This is a genomic window from Ornithinimicrobium flavum, assembly GCF_004526345.1.
GTDB classification, from domain to species: Bacteria; Actinomycetota; Actinomycetes; order Actinomycetales; family Dermatophilaceae; genus Ornithinicoccus; species Ornithinicoccus flavus.
In genome coordinates, this window is record NZ_CP038213.1 from 3,360,817 (window position 1) to 3,376,770 (window position 15,954).

General features: G+C 66.8%; 14 protein-coding genes and 2 pseudogenes. 9 read left to right on the forward strand and 7 right to left on the reverse strand.

Annotated features, from left to right (window positions below):
* Positions 1 to 95: 95 nt before the first annotated feature.
* Positions 96 to 866 carry a glycosyltransferase gene (locus E3Z34_RS20375; RefSeq protein WP_158288713.1) on the forward strand — a complete coding sequence of 257 codons (771 nt, stop codon included), beginning with the start codon at positions 96 to 98 and terminating at the stop codon, positions 864 to 866.
* A gap of 357 nt (positions 867 to 1,223) precedes the next feature.
* Positions 1,224 to 1,580 (forward strand): annotated as a pseudogene (locus E3Z34_RS15960) (transposase); the annotation flags it as partial.
* A 5-nt stretch (positions 1,581 to 1,585) separates the two neighbouring features.
* Here E3Z34_RS15960 and E3Z34_RS15965 read toward each other — a convergent pair.
* Together E3Z34_RS15965 and E3Z34_RS15970 are read right to left on the reverse strand one after the other, a co-directional pair.
* Positions 1,586 to 2,800 (reverse strand): hypothetical protein, encoded by a 1,215-nt coding sequence (locus tag E3Z34_RS15965; protein ID WP_134774399.1) that lies wholly within the window; start codon positions 2,798 to 2,800, stop codon positions 1,586 to 1,588.
* Positions 2,801 to 4,516: 1,716 nt separating this feature from the next.
* Positions 4,517 to 5,269 (reverse strand): ATP-grasp fold amidoligase family protein, encoded by a 753-nt coding sequence (locus E3Z34_RS15970; protein ID WP_158288714.1) that lies wholly within the window; start codon positions 5,267 to 5,269, stop codon positions 4,517 to 4,519.
* A gap of 712 nt (positions 5,270 to 5,981) precedes the next feature.
* Between E3Z34_RS15970 and E3Z34_RS18335 the strand changes: the two genes are divergently transcribed.
* From E3Z34_RS18335 to E3Z34_RS15985, 3 genes are all read left to right on the forward strand, one after another.
* Positions 5,982 to 6,164 (forward strand): transposase family protein, encoded by a 183-nt coding sequence (locus E3Z34_RS18335; protein WP_238695229.1) that lies wholly within the window; start codon positions 5,982 to 5,984, stop codon positions 6,162 to 6,164.
* A 529-nt stretch (positions 6,165 to 6,693) separates the two neighbouring features.
* On the forward strand, positions 6,694 to 7,215 hold the full coding sequence (locus E3Z34_RS17775) for a hypothetical protein (RefSeq protein WP_158288715.1): 522 nt from the start codon (positions 6,694 to 6,696) through the stop codon (positions 7,213 to 7,215).
* Positions 7,216 to 7,271: 56 nt separating this feature from the next.
* Complete coding sequence (locus E3Z34_RS15985) at positions 7,272 to 7,574, forward strand: transposase (RefSeq protein WP_238695519.1); 303 nt, start codon at positions 7,272 to 7,274, stop codon at positions 7,572 to 7,574.
* Here the strand turns inward: E3Z34_RS15985 and E3Z34_RS15990 are convergent.
* Positions 7,486 to 8,035, reverse strand: a pseudogene (locus E3Z34_RS15990) (helix-turn-helix domain-containing protein); the annotation flags it as partial. The gene E3Z34_RS15985 and the pseudogene E3Z34_RS15990 overlap by 89 nt on opposite strands.
* 79 nt (positions 8,036 to 8,114) lie before the next feature.
* Between E3Z34_RS15990 and istA the strand changes: the two are divergent.
* Positions 8,115 to 9,329: an IS21 family transposase gene (istA, locus tag E3Z34_RS15995; protein WP_134774944.1), complete on the forward strand. Its 1,215-nt coding sequence runs from the start codon at positions 8,115 to 8,117 to the stop codon at positions 9,327 to 9,329.
* Positions 9,326 to 10,126 carry an IS21-like element helper ATPase IstB gene (gene istB / locus E3Z34_RS16000; RefSeq protein WP_134774402.1) on the forward strand — a complete coding sequence of 267 codons (801 nt, stop codon included), beginning with the start codon at positions 9,326 to 9,328 and terminating at the stop codon, positions 10,124 to 10,126. Before istA ends, istB begins: the two co-directional genes overlap by 4 nt.
* On the opposite strand, the gene E3Z34_RS16005 is transcribed toward istB, so the two are convergent.
* Entirely contained in the window at positions 10,118 to 10,324 is a 207-nt protein-coding gene (locus E3Z34_RS16005; protein ID WP_194092420.1) for a hypothetical protein, read from the reverse strand. The two genes, istB and E3Z34_RS16005, sit on opposite strands and share 9 nt — an antisense overlap.
* A gap of 230 nt (positions 10,325 to 10,554) precedes the next feature.
* On the opposite strand from E3Z34_RS16005, the gene E3Z34_RS16010 reads away from it, so the two are divergent.
* The gene (locus tag E3Z34_RS16010; RefSeq protein ID WP_134774403.1) at positions 10,555 to 11,988 is read left to right on the forward strand and encodes a tyrosine-protein kinase domain-containing protein; all 1,434 of its coding nucleotides are present in this window, start codon (positions 10,555 to 10,557) and stop codon (positions 11,986 to 11,988) included.
* 3 nt (positions 11,989 to 11,991) lie between these two features.
* Positions 11,992 to 12,870: a hypothetical protein gene (locus E3Z34_RS16015; protein WP_134774404.1), complete on the forward strand. Its 879-nt coding sequence runs from the start codon at positions 11,992 to 11,994 to the stop codon at positions 12,868 to 12,870.
* A 39-nt stretch (positions 12,871 to 12,909) separates the two neighbouring features.
* Here E3Z34_RS16015 and E3Z34_RS16020 read toward each other — a convergent pair whose 3' ends face one another.
* The 3 genes from E3Z34_RS16020 to E3Z34_RS16030 form a co-directional block, all read right to left on the reverse strand.
* A complete protein-coding gene (locus tag E3Z34_RS16020) occupies positions 12,910 to 13,830 on the reverse strand; it encodes an ABC transporter permease (RefSeq protein WP_238695231.1) in 921 nt (306 codons plus the stop codon).
* A gap of 1 nt (position 13,831) precedes the next feature.
* A complete protein-coding gene (locus tag E3Z34_RS16025) occupies positions 13,832 to 14,866 on the reverse strand; it encodes an aliphatic sulfonate ABC transporter substrate-binding protein (protein WP_134774405.1) in 1,035 nt (344 codons plus the stop codon).
* 100 nt (positions 14,867 to 14,966) lie between these two features.
* Positions 14,967 to 15,788, reverse strand: coding sequence for an ABC transporter ATP-binding protein (locus E3Z34_RS16030; RefSeq protein ID WP_134774406.1), 822 nt, complete (start codon positions 15,786 to 15,788; stop codon positions 14,967 to 14,969).
* Between the last annotated feature and the right edge of the window lie 166 nt (positions 15,789 to 15,954).

Genomic DNA, 15,954 nt, shown 5'->3' on the forward strand with positions numbered 1-15,954 from the left:
TGAACGCCGTGACTAGCCGCATTAGGGGTCGACGGGTCTTATTTTGGACCATAGGATGGCATAGACCTGAGGGGGGGATCCGTCGACTTATTAGGATGTTTTTCTACCGCCTTTCTGACTTACTTCTTCTTTACGGTACAACGGGTCAACGTATAGGTGTCGACCTGGGTTTCCCCAGAGACCGGACTCGAGTAGTTTACAACAGTCACTCATCTCTTTCGGACGCACCCAGTGCGGCGCTCGTACCCGAACTGCTCCCCCCACCAGACCGTCCTACAATCGGGGCAGTACTGAGGCTGACTCGCACTAAACAGCTGGAGGCCATTATCGAAACTGTGGCAGAGGTCAACAGAAGGTCAACATTGGGCGCGTGCTGTCTGATCGTCGGTGAGGGTCCAGAGCGAGAGCGACTGGAGACGCAAGCCGCCGCGGCAGGAGTCGACCTCTATCTTCCAGGCGCGATTTATTCAGTCGACGCACTCGAAGAGGTCTACCGTCGAATCGACGTGACCCTCGTACCGGTAGCTGCTGGGTTGACGGTCTTGCAGAGTTTGAACGCAGGCACCCCTGTAGTCACGGTAGCCGACGCCTATCGCCAAATGCCCGAGTTTGAGGCCATAATTGATGGTCGCACCGGCACTCTGACGTCCGACCTGGATCCGCGTGAGTTTGCCATTGCGAGCTTATTTTGGCTGAGGCAGATTGGGCAATACGGGGAGTCGATTGCGAACGAGATTCGGGCCCTCACTAACTCTCGATGGTCCCCCACTGCGCAAGCAGACGCAATTGTGAAGGCGGTTAATTTCGCAGTCATCACACCTGGCTTTGGACAGGTAGTGCGTCGTCACGTGGCCCGACGCCGCTGACCTGCGGTCGTCCTGCTTCTGGTTATATGATTTCATTGCGCCAATCGGGGTCTTGCCAGTTGCGGTGGAGGGGAGAGAGAGGTGGCGTGGGGGGAGGACGCGGGCCGTGGAGTCGTCCGAGGATGCTGGCCTGGCTGGCCCTAAGCGGGCCCGGCCCGAAAGGTCCCTCGAAGTTGACCCCGGCCAAGGTCGCCGAGATCCGGTCCCGCCGGAAGGCGAAGGCCTCGTTTGGGGGCTCTTCGAACTCCACCGACGGATCGCCCGAGGACTGACCAACTTCGAGAACTACCGCCTCCGCATGCTCCTCATCGGCGGAGGGCTGAAACTATGACCCCACCCTCAAAGACGAAGAGCCCGTTTATGAAGCAGGTGGCCCGCGCCTACCCAGAGGGCGAGCTGCACCTGGTGATGGACAACCGCGCCGCCCACAAGAAGGCCGAGGTCCGGGTCTGGCTGGACAAGAACCCTCGCATCCACGTGCACCACACCCCGACCTCTGGCTCCTGGCTCAACCTGGTCGAGGTCTGGTTCTCCATCATCGAACGCCAGGCGATCCACCGCGGCAGCTTCGGCTCGGTCAAGGACCTCAACGCCAAGATCCGCGCCTTCATCGACGGCTGGAACGACCGATGCCACCCCTTCGTCTGGACCAAGACCCCAGACGAGATCCTCAAGAAGGCGAACCGTCAAGCAACTTCAAACGCGGGCCACTAGGAACGCTAGTTCTGGCTCGTCAGGAGCCTCGCCGGCCTACGCCCCTCAAACGGACAAGCCGGTTCCGCCCTGATAACTGAGAGCAAAAGCGTCACGCTGCTTAGGCCGACAAACGCCCCACTCGGCTCAATAATGGTGTACGCCGCAAGGGCTGCGAGTACTCCGATGTTCAGGGTCGGGCGGTCCCGAACAAGCTCCCGAAGAAGTGCTGCTACGAGGAACGCCCCGGCGATAAAGGCGACGGCCCCCCCAGCGACCCCGAACGACAACGGTGCGAAGTGGGGAGTCCCTCCGTACTCTAGCGCGAACGCAGTGGTGCCGTTTGCCAAGAACCCATCGAACGTTGCTGCCAGGGCATACGCATTCAACTCAACCCTGCCTGTTGAGAATCCGTGGGGCCCCGTCTGCACCAACCGGTCCAACGTGCTCAGCGCCAGGCCCTGCCGTGCCAACCACCACACTATGGCTAGAGCAGCCGCTGCGGCCATAAGCGCGTGGCGCGCCCGCAACCGTCCGCGCAGCAACAGCCATGAGCAAGCTAGGACCAACATCGCCAGCCCTACCCGGCCACCCGACAGCAGCAGACCGGCAATACAGATCCCCGTGCCCGCAGCATTTAACAGCCGTCCTCGCCGCTCGATGGCCGCTAGCACGCCCAATACGAGGGCTGCCATCCCTAGGTCGCTTGCAACTTTCGTGGCGGACGGGCCCAAGCCGGTCAGCCTCATCACCCCGGCATCAGAGACGGGAACCAAGGCAACTGCAGGCCCGAGCCCGGCCGCGGTGGCGATGAGCACGAGGGCACTTATAACCGCGCCGGTAGCGAAACCTGTCAAGACGGACCGCGGATTAGGGAGCCGATGAAGTGCAAACCAGGCACAGGCGACGGCCAGGAGCATGGTCACGCCGCTTCGGGTGTCCAGAGGGTCCGGCCTGGCATACCCGACGACGGTGAGCCACACGCCTAGACCCAGCAGGGTCAATGCCCACGGTCTCGCGAAACGCCACGGAGCCGCTGTTGGGAGGTGCAATGCCCTGACACCGATGGCAACGGCTAGCCCGTAGCGCACTAAATCAAACAGCACGGGAGGGAGCGTTCCGACGGAGTAAATGGGGAAGAGCGCCGCCCAAACGAACACCACTCCCGCCAGCCTGTAGGTGCCGGCAAACAAGAGCAACGCGAGCGCGCCACAGGCCGCCATCATCACATCCGCAATCACACCACCACCCTACCGACTGACGCATCCTTTGGCGACGTAGGGTTGACCTCCTCGCCAACGCCTGCCGGAACTCGCGCACCAGAATTTAGCAAACTCGCGGGACGCGATTCAGTTCCTGCCATCCCCCACCGAGGCAGCGCAGGTGCCCCAGCGGTCCCCTTGGGCGCCTGCACCGGCTTCTCCAAGATCATACTCGCCATCGTCTTTGAGCCAAGATGTGCAAAGCCATAACGTGCAAAGCCGACGCCGCCACTATAGCGATGCCGAGCCCTGTTGGACCAGCACCCATGACTAAGACAACAGAGCCGAGGTGCAGAGGACTGCTGATCAGGCGAACCCTGACCAACGCCCGTGCATTATCCATAGCTACAAACAGTGAACTATACACCTCTCCAAGTGCAACAATGCCCGCTAGTGCGATGAACCCAGCAAACAAGGGCGAGGACCCGTCAAACTCTTCACCCAAGAAGGTTGGAATCGCTAGCCCAAGGAATGGCGCCACTACCCCCAGCCCCCCAGCGAGCAGCAACGTGTAGCGCCGGGCCCTTCTAAAAAGCTGAGACCGTTGGGCTGGCAACACCGTCGCCAGCTTGGGCGCTAGCAACGTAACGGCCGACGATGTCAGCAAACTCAGGGGCGCCAGCGTTCGGGATGCCGCGGCATACCAGCCCGCCAAATTAGCAGGACCAAGCAGTGCAAGAATAAAGACGTCCAGGCCATTGACTCCCGATAGCAGCGAAGAGTACCAGTACGGTCGTGACTTCCTGACTTCCGCTACAAGGCCGCGTGGCGCCCCCAATGTGGGAAGGCAAACTGCCAAGCTCACGATGACGGCGCACGAAACGCCGAGCATCAACCCGGCGGGAGCAGCATCGACGGCATTCCCGCCAACCCATCCAAGCAAGGGTGTCAGGCGCCTAAATCCCATAACTATCTCAGCGCGTGAATGTAGCTGCCTACCCAGAAGGACGGCCAATGTGGCCTCTACCAATAGATCGCCCACCACTAAGGCAGTTGCCATAACGGTTAACGTCCAGCTTGCCTCGAAAACGGTGATTGAGACCGCCACTAGGACGATCCCTAGGGGCATTGATAGAAGTGTTTGAGCCGCCAACAGAGTCGACGCGCTCGAGTCTGCGTCTCGTTCTGAAGCAAGCCGTAGCGCTCGCGTCGGCATCCCCAGGTTGAACACCCGTGAAAGGTAGGCCCCAAGAGCGAGAATAGCACCGAAGATTCCAAACGTGACCGCTCCCATGTCGAGCAGGAGAAGGAGGATTAGAATGCCTTGCATGACGGACCCGAGTATCCGAACAAGGACCTGGCGAAAGAGCAGCCACCGGAGGCGCTTCACGCGGGCTCCGCCTCTATCCCTCAGCGCCCCGAAGCCCGATGGGCATGGCGGCCCCATTACGGCATTCAACTTCGGAGTCTCCACAGGGCTCACGTGATGTGCTCATCTGGGTCGAGATGATTGGGGAACCAACGGGCCGGATTGAATAATGCAAGTCGTCGAAATCGCGTGGTGATTTTTCACGCAACTCCTCTACCCACCCTCGGAGCGACACAGGCGCTGATTGCAAGAAGCAAGGGATATCAAAACCGGACGGTCTTGCGACAGGCGCGGTTCCGAGTTTCAGGAGCATTTCAGCTGAAGCGGGTTTGATCGATGAAGTTACTTCCCGCAGGAGCGTTTCCTCAGAAGCCCCAATTGCTTGATTATTCAATGCCCTCAGGAAGCCCGAGATCGCGCAGGGCCGAGGTAGTAAAGTATCGCATATATCCCCCTTCGGGTGTAAATGTCAATTCTCCGAGAAGCACCCTCCCGTCAGGAAGGCAGTACATATCGACTCGAACTTGCGTAAAGCGCTTAGCAATCGATTGAGCGACTTGAAGCATCTCTTCGAGTTTGGGCGGAGGTAGATACTCTCGTTGAGAGAGTTTGTGCGGCTTAATACCAGGCAATTGCTCCCAGGTTGGGCTGAACAGGGCCAGTTTAGTTCCTTTATCTCGTTCTGCGCAGACTAGTATGGCTCTGACCTCACCGCCCGACGTCATGAACTTGTAATCGATCGGCCTGCCCCCTCCCCTGGTGTCCTCGATGAGTTCCTCCGCGTAACACATGCGCTCGATGCCTGCATATTGCGGTTCCATGGGCCCGAGTCGCGAATCGTACTCGAATTCCAGTTGGCGGAGAGCATCCTCCTTTTTCATCGCAGCCTTGTCCCAGCAAATAACGTGGTTGCCTGAACCGTGATTTGTTTTCAGGACAAATCGATTGGGAAGATTCTCCCAGTCGATTGCTTCAACATTGGCCCATCGGCCATAGATTTCAGGGAGATACCGAGAAAGCCCAAATTGGGCAAAGTATTCTCGCACCTTCAATTTGTCGACCAGATCTGTATAAGAATTCACCTTGCCGGATAAGATCTCGGACAAAACCAGTTCGCTGAGATTCTGCGGCCGGGACAAGTTCGGAAATCGCCCTCGGTGGCGCCAGTATATTAGGTTGACGCACATTCGTGGCGAGAGCGACCAGAGTATCCTCTCTCCTTTTGATTTCAGGTACAATACTGCGCCCATGCGGCCCCTCCTGTAAGAAGCAATCAAACTACGCTTAATCAGACCCTATCGGTGGCGCTCGCCTGCTCCAGAGAGGTCTTCACCGTCCCTGATGGCAATCCGGTCAGCCTGCTCACGTGGTCCATTGCTTGGTAGCTGGCCGGAGGAGTTCGCGCTGGGCATGCCTACAGGCGCCGCCGCTGAAAAGCTCCGGTGCTGCGTTGCCGATGTAACACTACCTCGTACTCGCGCGCGAGTTGGCAACGAGTGGGAACGTTCTACCGATCGGCGGCTCTTCGTCCTGGGTCGGGTGAGGGCGGCGCGTTGAAGCGCTGCTTGAGGGGTGGGACGCAGGGCCTCGGCAAAGTCGGTCGGTGGGGCGCTGACCTGCGAGGACGTCGCGGCGTGTCGTGAGTGACGGGTGTGGCCCGTGTGACTTGATAGGAGTTCTCACACCGCCGATCACGCCGAGGACCACACCCGTCGATGTTGACGGGTGTGGTCGTCATCTTCGCTTACCACCCCCGCACTGTCACAACGCCCCGGTTGGGCCGGCCTGCTGGCCTCGTTGACCTCGATGCCTGACCCGCGCGATCGGCGGGGCGTGCGGCACGCCCTGCCGGTGATACTGGCGCTGAAGATCTCCGCGGTGCTGGCCGGGGCCCGCTCCTTCACGGCGATCGGTGAGTGGATCGCCGTGAAGGACGAGGCCGCCCCGGCCGCGCTCGGGGCGGTCGGGGCGCAGCGACCTTCTGAATCAGCGGTCCGGCGGCTGCTAAGCCTCGATCCACCGATGAGCCGGTGAGCCTGCATAGGCGTTGGGGGACGCACGAGTGAGAATGACAAGTCCATTTGGCCCCACTGTGCAGCTTGGAATCCAGTGAACGTCGCAACACCGAGCGAGGTGGAGGACGTCATGCAGGAGCAGCCAGCAGGTCGTAAGGTACCGGGCCCGTCGCCGTTGACGCGGCTTGATAGGAGCCTGCTCCGGGCTGGATTGGGGCGTGCCCGCCGCACCCGGCGACCAGGACGCCCATCCCAGTATCGAGCAGAAGGACCACGGCCATGGTGATGATCGACACCGACTCCCAAAAGCGCACCTACACCTTCGTCGCCGTCGACGACATCGGCCGGCGCCTGGGTGAGTGCACCCTGCGCGCCAACACAGACGGGCACCTGCAGCTGCTGACCTGGGCCGCCCGCTTCGGCGAGGTGACCTTTGCCCTCGAGGACTGCCGCCACCTCACCCGACGGCTGGAAGGCGACCTGCTGCGCGCCGGGCAGCGGGTGGTGCGGGCCCCAACGCGGTTGATGGCCGGGGCACGCCGCGGGGCGTGCACACCGGGCAAGTCCGACCCACCGACGCCGAGGCCGTCGCCCTCGCAGCGCTGCGGTACCCCGACCTGCCCGTCGCCGAGCTCGACGGCCCCGCCCGGCAGGTCAAGTTGCTGTCGGACTACCGCCGTGACCTGGTCATGCAACGCAGCCGCGCGTGCTGCCAGCTGCGCTGGCACCTGCACGAGCTGGACCCCGACCTGGCACTGCCCTCCCGCAGCCTGCCACAGGCCAACACCCGGACCCGCGTCCAGGACTTCCTCGACACGCAAGAGGGCATCGTCGTGCGCCTGGCGCGCAAGCTCCTGGTCCGGATCGCAGACCTGAGCCAGGAGATCAAGGACATCGAAAAGGAGCTGAAGACCCTCGTGCACCCCAGGCGTCGACCCAGCTGTCGCTGCCCGGCTGCGGCCTGCTGTCCGCAGCCGTCATCATCGGAGAGACAGCCGGCGTGCACCGGTTCCGGGACAAGGATGTATCGCCCCGGGTCTGATGGAGGCTCTCATCACACGGAAGGATGAGAGTCATGGGAGCACCACGTAAGTACAGCCAGGAGCTGCAGGAGCGGGCCACCAGGATGGCGGTGGAGGCCCGCCGGGACCCGGACCGTTCGCGCGGCGCGATCGCGCGGATCGCCGGCCAGCTGGACGTCCATCCCGAGGCGCTGCGCAACTGGGTCCGGCAGGCCGAGATCGACGGCGGGCAGCGGGCGGGCACGACGACCGAGGACGCCGCCCGCATTCTCGAGCTCGAGAAGGAAAACGCTGAGCTGAGACGCGCGAACACGATTCGGCGGCGCGGAACTCACTCGACATGTCGAGCGCGACGATCTGCACGCGCCGGCGCCACCACCGCGGCCGCGCCCCGAGCCAGGAGGTGACGACCTTGCCGCGGCGGCCGTCAACGACGTCCAGGATCGCCGTCCTCCAGGTCGGTGAACACGATCGACCACGGCTCGACCCGCTTCACAGCGTGGGTGTCCGGGTCGCGCAGGTAGCGCACGGTCCGGAACCGGTGCTCGTCGGTCCCGAGGCGCTTGACGTGCCGGCGGTCGACACCGGTGTGAAGGTCCAGGGTGGTGGTCAGCATCCGCATCACCGTCGGCCACGACAGACTCGCCTGGTGGGCGACGCGGGAGACCGCGCGCGGCTCGGCCCGGCAGGCGCTGATCACCTGCTCTGCGAGCCGGGTCGTGACCCGGGCCCGGGCCGGCAGCTGCTCACGGCAGGCGTAGCGGCGCTTGCGCACGACGACGTCGAGGCGCCCGCCGCCGCAGGCGACGTCCTTGACGTGCTGGGTCGGGCGGGCCTGGACCCGCGAGGACAGCACCCCGCAGGACGGGTGTCAGCGGCGCTTGAAGACTAGGCAGTAACGGCGCTCGAAAAGTGGACACCCCAACCACGATTGGAGAGTGATCACTATGGAGGACTGGGCGCTGATTCGTAGGCTGGCCCGTGAGGGTGTGCCGAAGGCTGCGATCGTCAGGAAGCTGGGCATCTCGAGGACCACGGTCGACAAGGCCATCGCCTCGCAGGGGCCGCCGAAGTACGAGCGGGCGAGCGGCCCGACGTCGTTCACGCCGTTCGAGGAACGGGTGCGGGCGATGCTCGCGGAGACCCCGGACATGCCGGCGACGGTGCTCGCCGAGCGGGTCGGGTGGACCGGCTCGATCCGCTGGTTCCGGGACAACGTGAACCGGGTCCGGGTCGACCACCGCCCGATCGACCCGGCGGACCGGTTGACGTGGTCGGCCGGCGACGTGGCGCAGTGCGACCTGTGGTTCCCGCCTCGTGAGATCTTGCTCGAGGACGGCTCGCGGGCGCTGCTGCCGGTGCTGGTGATGACGCTGGCGTACAGCCGGTTCATGCTCGTCCGGATGATCCCGACTCGCAAGACCCAGGACCTGCTGCTCGCGATGTGGGCGCTGCTGTCCGAGGTCGGCTGCGTGCCGCGTCGGTTGATCTGGGACAACGAGGCCGGGATCGGGTGCGGGAAGCTGACCGAGCCGGCCGCGGTGTTCGCCGGGACCCTGGCCACCAAGATCGTGCTGCTGCCGCCGCGGGATCCGGAGTCCAAGGGCGTGGTCGAGCGGCGCAACGGCTTCTTCGAGACCTCGTTCATGCCCGGGCGGCACTTCGAGTCCCCGGCGGACTTCAACGCCCAGTTCGCCGGCTGGCTGGGCACCGCGAACACCCGGGTGGTGCGCACGACCAAGGCCCGTCCGGTGGATCTGCTCACCGTCGACAAGGAGAAGATGACGCCGTTGCCGCCGGCGGTGCTGCACCTCGGTTGGCGCAACCACGTGCGCCTGGGCCGGGACTACTACGTGCGCGTCGACACCAGCGACTACTCGGTCCACCCCACCGCGATCGGTGCCCGGGTCGACGTGTCCGCCGACCTCGACACCGTCCGGGTTCGCCACGGTGGCCGGCTGGTCGCCGAGCACCCCCGCCGGTGGGCTCGCGGCATGACCGTCACCGACCCCGCCCACGTGACCGCGGCGGCCGAGTTGCGCCACGCCTACCAGCACCGCGACCCAGCGGCGGCCCCCGGTGAGGACGAGGGGTTGGTGCGGGACTTGGGTGACTACGACCGCGCCTTCGGCCTCGACAGCCTGGCAGGAGGCTCGCTGTGAGCACCAAGACGACGCCGGCGGCTGACACGCTGAAGCAGATCACCCACCTCGCGGCCGCGCTCAAAGCACCTCGCATCACCCAGGCCGCGGCCCGGCTGGCCGAGCACGCCCGCGACGCCGGGTGGACCCACGAGGACTACCTCGCCGCCGTCCTCGAACGCGAGGTCGCCGCCCGCAACGCCTCGGGCGCCCAGCTGCGCATCCGCGCCTCCGGGCTCCCCGCGGGCAAGACCCTGGAGGACTTCGATTTCGACCACCAACCCGCCGCCCGCACCCCGCTCCAGGCCCTGGCCTCCGGGGCCTGGCTGGCCGAGCACCGCAACGTCGTCCTGCTCGGCCCACCGGGCACCGGCAAGACACATCTGGCCGCCGCCTTGGCCGTCACCGCCGCCCGGCAGGGCCACCGGGTGCTGTTCGCGACCGCGAGCGAGTGGGTGACCCGCCTGTCCGAGGCTCACCAGCGCGGCCGCCTCGAGGCAGAGCTGGCCCGGCTGCGCCGCTATGCGTTGATCGCCGTGGACGAGGTCGGATACCTGCCGTTCGAGCAGGACGCAGCGAACCTGTTCTTCCAGCTCGTCTCCTCCCGCTACGAGCACGCTTCGCTCATCCTGACGTCCAACCTGCCGTTCAGCTCCTGGGCCCGCGTCTTCGGCGACCAGGTCGTCGCCGCCGCGATGATCGACCGCATCGTCCACCACGCCGACGTCATCGCCCTCAAAGGCGCGTCCTACCGGCTCCGCGACCGAGGCATCGACCCCCTGCCCAGCATCAAGGCCGAGCAGGGAGCACTAGACTAAAACTGTCCACTTTTCGGCCGCCGAAACTGTCCAGTTTTCGAGCGCCGTCGACAACGGGCAGGCGCCCTCCGTCGCGACTGTCTCGATGAGCACCTGCCGCGGCTGGTCGCCGGCGGCAGGGCTGGCCGAGACGACTCGGTAGCCGGGCAGGTTGAGCAGCATCGACGCCGCATCGACGTCGAACGTACGCTGGTGCACGCTCGCGGTCCTCGCTCATGAGCTGTCTAGACAACACCGATGCTGGCGCAGGGCCGCGAGCCCTACTTCAGGGCCCCCACCACGCTCCAAGTCATACAAGCCCACAAATTTGAGCCGCTCCGGGTTGGTCAGGTCGAACGGATGGATCCGCGCCTGGCCCGACGGGAGACCAACACCTGTCCGATAAGATGGGTCTGTTTGGCTAGCTACCACCGAGCCCAGGATTGTGAATGGAACTGTCTGACTATCTGCGTGTACTTAGGCGCAACTGGCGGCTCGTCGTCGCCATACCGCTCGCGACGATTGCGGTCGCCGCGCTGTTGACGGCGCTGATGCCTCGGGAGTACCGCGCTGAGGCAGAGCTGTTTGTGTCCACGGCCGGGGGCGACAATGTCTCCGATCTGGTCCAGGGGAGCTCGTTCACGCAGCGACAGGTGGCGACGTATGCCGACATCGTCACCACCCCCGTCGTGCTCGGTCCGGTGATCGAGGACCTGGGGCTTGACATGTCGGCCCGTGGTTTGGCGGGCCGAGTCACTGCCACGGTCCCGCCCAACACGGTGTTGATCAACGTCACGGCCACAGATCGCAACCCTGTGGTCGCGGCCAATATTGCTAACACGGTCGCGGATCAGTTTGCCGAAACGGTGCAGGAGCTGGAGCGCGTGTCGGCCGATGGTCAGAGCGCTGTCAAGGCGACGGTGGTCCAGCCAGCTACCCCCTCAGAGGACCCTGCAAGCCCCGACCCGTTGCGCAACATGGCGCTGGCTGTCGTGCTGGGACTACTGCTGGGCCTGGGGCTCGCGGTTCTCCGCGACCTGTTCGACCAGCGCGTCCGTGGTGAGGCCGACATCGCCCGGGTCACGGACGAGCCGACGATCGGCGCGATCTCCTTCGACAAGGACGCGCCGGATCACCCGCTCGTCATCGAGATCGACCCGCACAGCCCGCGGGCCGAGGCGTTCCGGGCCTTGCGGACCAACCTGCTCTACCTCGACCCGGACGACCAGCCCACGACCTTCCTCCTTACGTCGTCCGTCCCCAATGAGGGGAAGAGCACCACGGCCGCCAACCTTGCGCTGACGATCGCTGAGACCGGGTCCACCGTGTGCCTGATTGAGGGAGACCTTCGGCGGCCGCGGTTGTTGGAGTACATGGGACTGGAGAACGCGGTCGGGCTCACCGACGTCATCGTGGGTCGGGTCGAGCTCAAGGACGTTCTGCAGCCCTACGTGGGCGGTCTCAGCGTGCTGGGGTGCGGCCCAGTCCCGCCGAACCCGAGCGAGCTGCTGGGGTCGGACGCGATGCGGCGACTATTGGACCGGCTCGAGGCTGATTTCGACTACGTGCTCATCGACGCTCCCCCACTGCTGGCGGTCACCGACGCGGCCATCCTGTCCACTCTCACCGACGGTGCCATCGTCGTCGTGGGTGCCGACGTCGTGCGTCGCGACGAGCTCGAGAGGGCACTGGCGACGCTGGAGCGAGTCGGCGGCAAGGTGCTCGGCGTGGTGGCCAACCGGCTGCCGGTCAAGGGTCCGGATGCCTACCAGTACTCCTACGGCGACTACCGCCCCGACACCGAGCTCGAGGGGCGTGGCCGCCGGGAGCGGTCCCGCCGTTCCCGGCGCAACAGCGCCGCGAAGCCGGCGGGCCGGGGCTGAGGCATGGCACCGTCGACCCGGGCGCAGAACGCGCTGCTCGCCGCCCTGGCTGCAGTCGCCGTCGGCGCGTCCGGCTTTGCGGTGTGGAGCGTGAACCGGCCGCACCCGTCGCTCTCGAGCGCCGAGGCCAACTCCCCCAGCATGGCCTCTGGGACCGAGGACGCAACGGCGACTGCGACCGCCACCGCTGAGCCGACCGAGCCTGTGGCCGACACCACCGCCTCCCCCACCTCCGACCCGGCGCAGACCGCCGCACCCGATGACGACGTGGCCGCCGCGACGCAGGCTCCAGAGGACGACGGGGCCACGGTCGAGGAGTGGGTCGCGGCGTGGCAGGAGGAGGCGAACCTGTTGGTCGTGGGCGACGGCTACAGCAACCTGACGACCCAATGGGTGCAGCAGTGGGCCACGCTCGTGGCGCAGGAGCGGCCCGTGCAGATCCGGCACTGGGGCGAGGGTGAGGACCGCACGTTCACCGCGCCGATCGTCCTGTCCGAGGGCGAGGGGCCGGCCCTACGGGTGTGGAGCGCGAGCCGGGGTGGCACCACCATCGCCCAGGCCGCCGACCGTCTCGACCGCTTCGACCGGGTGTCGGCCGACCCCGCGGCCATCCTCATTAGCCTGGGCATGGACAGCGAGGAGGAGGACATCGCCTCCGCGATGGACGAGCTGCTTGACGGGTTGCACGACGTGCCCGTGCTCGTCGCGATCGCGCCGGAGGGGCTCTACGAGCCGGGCGTCGCCGACGATCTGCTCACCTGGGCACAGGACAACGAGGAGCGCGTCGCGGTCGTCGACCTGCGCGAGACCGGGCTGGTCGAGCCGACGGCCGAGGAGTGGGCCCTGGCCTTCCAGGAGGCGATCAGCGACGCCCGTCGCTGACCCGGCGGACCACACCCCGGTCGCGGATTCGGGTCACGCCTACATCCACCTCCGCAGCAGGCGCGCCTCGACCAGGCCAATGACCGAGTCGGTGAGCTTGCCGAGCAGGGCCAGCAGCACGATGGCCAGGACGAGCCGGTCGACCCGGCCGTTGTTCTGCGAGTCGGTGAGCAGGAAGCCCAGGCCCATCGAGGCGCCGGCCAGCTCGGCCGCGACCAGGAAGAGCCACGCCTGCGCCAGCGCGAGCCGCAGCGCGGAGACGACCGTCGGCAGGACGGCCGGGAGCTGGATCCTGGTGAAGAGCCGCAGCGGTCGCAGCCCGTAGGCGCGCCCGAGCTCGACCAGGTGCGGGTCGACGTGCCGCAGCGCGCCGGCGACCATGGTGTAGACCGGGAAGAACGCTCCGATCGCGATGAGCGTGACCTTGGAGTCCTCCCCCAGCTTGAGCCAGAGGATGAGCAGCGGCACCCAGGCGAGGGACGGTACGGCGCGGAAGGCGCCGACGGTGGGGGCGAGCAGGACGGCGGACCAGCGCGACAGCCCGACGACCGCGCCGACGGCCAGGCCGATCGAGGCGCCGATGGCGAACCCCAGCAGGACGCGCTGGGTGGAGATGGCCACGTGGCGGGTGAGCTCACCCCGGGACCACAGGTCCACCCCCGCCTCCCACACCGACGCCGGCGGGGGCAGCTGGTAGACGGCAAAGACCCCGGCGGTGCTGGCCCAGTGCCAGGCCAGCACGAGCACGGTGGGGACGAGCAGGCCGAGCAGGCCCACGGCATACCTGCGGGTGGGCGGTCGTGACCGCCGGGTGCGGGGGGAGGCGCCGTCCCCGCCGGCCCCTGGCTGGCTCGTCCGCGGCGAGCGCCCCCGGCCGGTCTCCTCGGACCCTGGGGCCGGTGCCTCGGTGCGGTCGGCCTCGGCGGTGCGGCGGGCGCGGCTGTCGGTCGCGGTCGACACGTCAGCCACCCGCGCTCTCACCGAGGGCGGCGTTGACGAAGGAGGTGTCGTAGAGCGAGGCGAGCGCCTCGTCCACGACCGCCTGGTCCGGGACGTCCCCGGACTCCACGAAGATCGTGCCGACGAAGTCGAGCACCTCGGTCTGCACCGGGCCCGGGACCGGGTCGAGGTCCAGGACCGTGCGGTCCACCAGCACCTCCTCGGCGATGGCCGGGTCGATCGCGGCGACCTCGGCCAGGATCTCCACGGTCTCCTCCGGGTTCTCCTGCGCCCAGACGCGGGCCCGCTCGTAGGCGTCGACGACGACCTGCGCCAGGTCGGGGCTGTCCGCCAGGAACTCCTCGGTGGCGTTGAGGAAGCCGTAGGTGTTGAAGTCGATGTTGCGGTAGAACAGCGTCGACCCGGAGTCCTGGACGCTCGCGGCCATCAGCGGGTCCAGACCCGACCAGGCGTCGACGCTGCCGTTCTCCAGGGCGGTCTTGCCGTCGCCGTGCTGCAGGTTCTGAACCTCGATGTCCTCCAGGGTCAGGCCGTGCTCGCCCAGCGCCTGCAGGAGGAAGAAGTAGGGGTCGGTCCCCTTGGTGGCGGCCACGGACCGGCCGCGGAGGTCCTCGACCTCGTCGATCTCCGAGCCCGCGGGGGCCACCAGTGCCGACCACTCCGGCTGGGAGTAGAGCAGGATCGTCTTGATCGGGGAGCCGTTGGCCCGGGCCAGGAGCGCGGCCGAGCCGGCCGTCGACCCGACGTCGAGAGCGTGGGCCCGCAGCCCCTCGTTGGCCTTGTTGGAGCCGGCCGACTGCGTCCAGGTGACGGTGACCTCCTCGCCGAGCTCCTCCTCGAGCCAGCCCTTCTCCTTGATGACGAGCGAGAGCGGGTTGTAGGTCGCGAAGTCGATGTTGAGCTCGGTGTCGCTCCACCCGCCGCCGGCGGCTTCGGGTGCCGCCTGCGGCGAGTCCTCGCCGGCGACGCAGCCGGTGAGGAGCAGGGCGGAGAGCAGGGGCGTGGTGAGGGTGAGGGTGAGTCGTCTGCTGGACATGAGGTCTCCTTGGGGAAGGGCAGGTGTGGTGGTGGCCGGGCCGATCGGCCGCGGTGGGGTATGCCGGCGCGCCCGTGGGCGAGCCGGGTGAGGTGGGGGGTCAGTCGCGGTGGTGGGTGGGGACGCCGAGGCCCTCGAGGAGCTGGACCTTCAGCGCGGCGAGCCGGGCGTCGGCGCGGTCCCGTGGCCGGGAGCCTGGGACGGGGGTGAGCGAGCGGATGTCGGCTCCCGTCCCTGGCTCGTCGCTGCCGACCAGGGCGACCCGGTCGGCCACGTAGAGCGCCTCGTCGACGTCGTGGGTGACCAGGACGACGGTCGTCGGCTCCGCGGCGTGCACGTCCAGGAGCAGGTCCTGCATTCGCAGCCGGGTGAGGGCGTCGAGCGCGCCGAACGGTTCGTCGAGCAGCAGGACCTCCGGGTTGCGGGCCAGCGCCCGGGCCAGGGAGGCCCGCTGGGCCATGCCGCCGGACACCTGCCGGGGACGGCGGTCGGCGGCCTCCGTCAGGCCCACGAGGCGCAGCAGCTCGGCGACCCGGGCCTGCCCCTCCGCGGCCGGCGTGCCGCGCGGCAGCCCGAGCGAGACGTTCTCGGCCAGGCTGCGCCACAGCAGCAGCCGCGGCTCCTGGAAGGCCATGGCACATCGCTGGTCGACGTCCCGCACCGGCCGGGAGCCGATGAGGATCTCCCCGGCGTCCGGGGTGTCCAGCCCGCACATCTGCCGCAGCAGGGTGGACTTGCCGCTGCCGGAGGCGCCGATCAGCGCCACGATCTCGCCGGCGGCGATGTCGAGGTCGACGCCGGTCAGCACGTCGTGCCGGCCGGCGCTGGTCGGGAAGGAGCGGGAGACGCCGCGCAGCCGGACGGGCACCGCGGTGGCGCGGCCCCCGGTCGGCGTCGCGGTCGCGGTGAGGGTGGAGGTCATGGACGGTCCTCGGGGTGCAGTGGGGCGGGTCCTCGGGGGAGGGTGCGCTGGCGGCTGCGGCCCAGAGGGCGACGGTCGTGGAGGGATCGACCCGTCAGACGCCAGCGCGCCGCATGCACATGCACATGCAGGGGCAGCACGACTGGACCGGCGCCACGACCTCGGG

What these genes read in the sequence shown, in the direction of transcription:
- E3Z34_RS20375 (WP_158288713.1), top strand. Translation starts at nt 96, where the DNA reads ATGTTTTTCTACCGCCTTTCTGACTTACTTCTTCTTTACGGTACAACG.
- E3Z34_RS15985 (WP_238695519.1), top strand. Translation starts at nt 7,272, where the DNA reads ATGGCGGTGGAGGCCCGCCGGGACCCGGACCGTTCGCGCGGCGCGATC.
- istA (WP_134774944.1), top strand. Translation starts at nt 8,115, where the DNA reads ATGGAGGACTGGGCGCTGATTCGTAGGCTGGCCCGTGAGGGTGTGCCG.
- E3Z34_RS16010 (WP_134774403.1), top strand. Translation starts at nt 10,555, where the DNA reads ATGGAACTGTCTGACTATCTGCGTGTACTTAGGCGCAACTGGCGGCTC.
- E3Z34_RS16015 (WP_134774404.1), top strand. Translation starts at nt 11,992, where the DNA reads ATGGCACCGTCGACCCGGGCGCAGAACGCGCTGCTCGCCGCCCTGGCT.
- E3Z34_RS16025 (WP_134774405.1), bottom strand. Translation starts at nt 14,866, where the DNA reads ATGTCCAGCAGACGACTCACCCTCACCCTCACCACGCCCCTGCTCTCC.
- E3Z34_RS16030 (WP_134774406.1), bottom strand. Translation starts at nt 15,788, where the DNA reads ATGACCTCCACCCTCACCGCGACCGCGACGCCGACCGGGGGCCGCGCC.